Below are 3,381 nucleotides of genomic sequence, written 5' to 3'. Positions count from 1 at the left end.
CATTCAGAGTGATCAAGCGCCAGTTCGGTTATGTGAAGACGCGGTTCCGTGGCCTGGCGAAGAACACGGCGCAACTGGTGACACTGTTCGCGCTGTCGAATCTGTGGATGGCGCGCAGACATTTACTGACGAATGCGGGAGAGGTGCGCCTGTAATGCGGGGAATGGCTGCCGCGAGGTGCTTGCGGCGGCTAAAAACACAGAAATAAGCGGGTGATCTGATCGCTTTTGATCGATTTGCCGCTTTCAAAATCGGCGGAGGCTGAAGTTAGCCAGAAATACATGACTACTTCAGACCATCCTTAGCTCATCTCCAATATCGTGATAATAAATATGCCCGTGTTCTGAGTTTTCCGGGTTCTTCACCAAGATTGAAATGGCAATTCCCGCCATGCTTCCGCTACCAAAGATATTCTGCCCTTCTTTAGCGCGACCTTTACTCAGCATGTTTTTACGAATATCTCCACGCAAATTAAGGACATATATATTAGAAAACTCGCGTGCTAGGCATTTCCTTATCCCATCCGTAGCTGACTTCTCAAGAAAGCCCCCGTTAGTTACAAAACCAATGATACCTGCGTTGCCGACTCGATCAGAAGCCCAACGGATAGCACGTATGTAACTATCGTAAAGATTCCGTACGTTAGCCCCATTAGAGCTGGCAGCGTAGGAGGAGCGAATTCTCATATCCAAATGTGGGTAGCTGATATTGGCGTTGTTGTCGTTAGCGTCATTTTGCCCGACCGAATACGGCGGATTACCCACAATAACTCGGATATCCAAGTCTTTCTGACGCTTACGACGGGCGCTGTTGTCCTCCAACAGCGCGTCTACCAGATCGTCCTTTTCGTACATCTGGAAGGTGTCGGTTAGGCAGATTCCTTCAAACGGGGTGTACTCGTCGATCACTTCGCCGTGATAGGCCGCTTCGATATTGATGGCAGCAATGTAGTAGGCCAGCAGTACCAGCTCGTTGGCGTGGATCTCGTGTTTGTACTTGTGAGGCAGCTCTTCCGGTTTAATCAGGCCCGACTGGATCAGTCGGGTGATAAAGGTGCCAGTGCCGGTGAACGGGTCGATGATGTGGACGCCCTTGCTGCCCAGGGTCTGCCCAAACTCCTGTTGCAGCAGGTGATTGACGCTGTGGAGGATGAAGTCCACCACCTCGACCGGCGTATAGACGATGCCCAAGCGCTCGGTCATCTTGGGGAAGGCGTTGCGGAAGAACTTGTCATACAGCTCGACGATGATCTTCTGTTTGCCCTGAGCACTGTCGATACCCGAGGCACGCTGCCGCACGCTGGCGTAGAACTTCTCTAGGGTGTCGGCTTCCTTCTCCAGGTGGTGTTCATGGAGTGCGTCCAGCACGCCTTGCATGGCCTTCGCCATGGGGTTGTGCTTGGCAAAACTGTACTCATCGAACAGCGCATCGAACACCGGTTTGGTTACCAGATGCTGGGCGAGCATTTCGGTAATCTCGCCATCACTGATGCTGTCGTTGAGGTCGTCACGCAGCTCGGCGGCGAAGGCGTTGAAGGCGGCCTTTTCCTGGGTGTTGGCCGGGTTCTCTAGGATGCCCTGGATGCGGTCGATGTGGGTGCGTGCGATTTTGGCGATGTCGTTGGCCCAGTCTTCCCAGTGGTGGCGGTTGCCGCACTTATCGACGATTTTGGCGTAGATGGCTTTTTCGATCTCACCCACTTCATAGGTCAGGTCAGCCTGCTGGGTCATCTGGCCTTCGGCATCGTGGTTTTTGCTGCCGATGCCGAACTTGCCTTTGCCGGCCTGGCCGTTGCTCGTGCCGCTGGATTTCTTCGCCTTCTTGTCGGCCTTGTCGGTGATGGCGATGACTTCCATCTTGCGCGGATCTGAGCCGATCAGGTCGAGCTTGTTGACCATGGCGTCAAAACTGTCGTCGTGCGAACGCAGTGCCTGGAGCACCTGCCAGACCACTTTGTAGGTCTGGTTATCGTTGAGCGCTTCGTGGGGTTCCATGCCGGCTGGAATGACCACCGGCAGCACCACATAGCCGCGCTTCTTGCCCGGTGCGTTGCGCATTACCCGGCCAACTGACTGAACCACGTCCACTTGGGAGTTACGTGGGGTGAGGAAGAGCACGGCATCCAGTGCTGGTACGTCCACACCTTCGGACAGGCAGCGCACGTTGCTGAGGATGCGGCAGGTGTTGGCTGGGGCTTCTTCCTTGAGCCAGTTGAGCTTGGTTTCCTTCTGACTGGCATTCATGCCGCCATCAACGTGTTTTGCCTCACAGACGATGCGCGAGGCTTCATCAATGTTTTCTGACTCTTGATAAGACTCAACCACCGACTGGAACATGCTGGCGATATTGACGGAGCTGACCTTGTGCTTGGTGCCCTTGTAGTTGGGCGAGATGACCTGACAGAAGGCAACGGCGCGCTTCATGGGTTGATCATCACCTACTAGGTTTTCTGCCAGCCCTTGTTTGGCCAGCGCCTTCCAGCAGCCGACGATCTTGGCGGCGTCGTCCACCTTGAGTTGGTTGTCTTCGTCCTTTAGCAGCTCTTGGAGACGGCGGCTAATGACGCTCTCTTCAACAGTGAGTACCAGCACCTTGTAGTCGGTGAGCAGGCCGCGCTGGACGGCCTCGGAGAAGTTGATAACGAACAGTTCTTTGCCATATAGGGCTTCGTCATCCATCGAGCAGAGTGTGACTTCGCCAGACTCGGCCTTGAGCTTGGCGTTGTCGCCATAGATGCGCGGTGTAGCGGTCATGTACAGGCGCTTGGCGGCTCGAATGTAATCGGCATCATGGATGCGCACGAAGGTGCTTTCATCATCCTCGTCAAAGGTTGCGCCGGTAGTACGGTGCGCTTCGTCGCAGATCACCAGGTCGAACGCTGCCAGGTCGTAATCGTGCTGGGCGCGGCTGATTACGTCGATGGAGTGATAGGTGGAGAAGACCACGCTCATGTGCTCGGCATCGTGGCGCTTGAGCATTTCGGCGGCGAGGCGATCCGCCTTGGTGGTGGCTGGGTGTTGGCGCTGATGGAAAATTGACCCACCCTGCCGATTGAAATTTGACCCAGGGCGGATTGCTGATTTTGTTACCAGCAACTGTGGATAAGTCTACCAGCGCAGCTGCTGTTGCCCCCACTCCTTCGCTAGCCCAGTTCAGTTGTTTAAGACCTGCCACACGCAGCCATGTAGCAGGCCGTCGTCGCCATGAAATCAGAACGGCTCATCGTCCTCCGGTTCTTGGCCGCCCTTACGCTTTCGCTCCCGTGATTTGATCTTGGCCTGGGCCGCCAAGCTACTGTGTTGCAGGCGATAGGACTCGTTACCGGTTTCGACGATGTGGCAGTGGTGGGTCAGCCGATCCAGCAGGGCGGTGGTCATCTTG

General features: G+C 55.3%; 1 protein-coding gene and 2 pseudogenes. 1 reads left to right on the top strand and 2 read right to left on the bottom strand.

Features of this window, described 5'->3' with window-relative positions; all coding sequences use genetic code 11:
- Positions 1–155: pseudogene (locus tag SOP97_RS16640) on the top strand (IS5/IS1182 family transposase); the annotation flags it as partial.
- A 147-nt stretch (positions 156–302) separates the two neighbouring features.
- On the opposite strand, the pseudogene SOP97_RS16635 reads toward SOP97_RS16640, so the two are convergent.
- Together SOP97_RS16635 and SOP97_RS16630 are read right to left on the bottom strand one after the other, a co-directional pair.
- A pseudogene (locus SOP97_RS16635) lies at positions 303–3,029 on the bottom strand (DEAD/DEAH box helicase family protein); the annotation flags it as partial.
- A 180-nt stretch (positions 3,030–3,209) separates the two neighbouring features.
- A partial coding sequence (locus SOP97_RS16630; RefSeq protein ID WP_244155387.1) for an ATP-binding protein occupies positions 3,210–3,381 on the bottom strand: 172 nt, incomplete at its 5' end.

It is taken from the genome of Pseudomonas spirodelae (genome assembly GCF_034653255.1).
Lineage (GTDB): Bacteria > Pseudomonadota > Gammaproteobacteria > Pseudomonadales > Pseudomonadaceae > Aquipseudomonas > Aquipseudomonas spirodelae.
The sequence above is the reverse complement of the archived record's forward strand: the minus strand, read 5'-3'. Positions and strand labels throughout refer to the sequence as shown.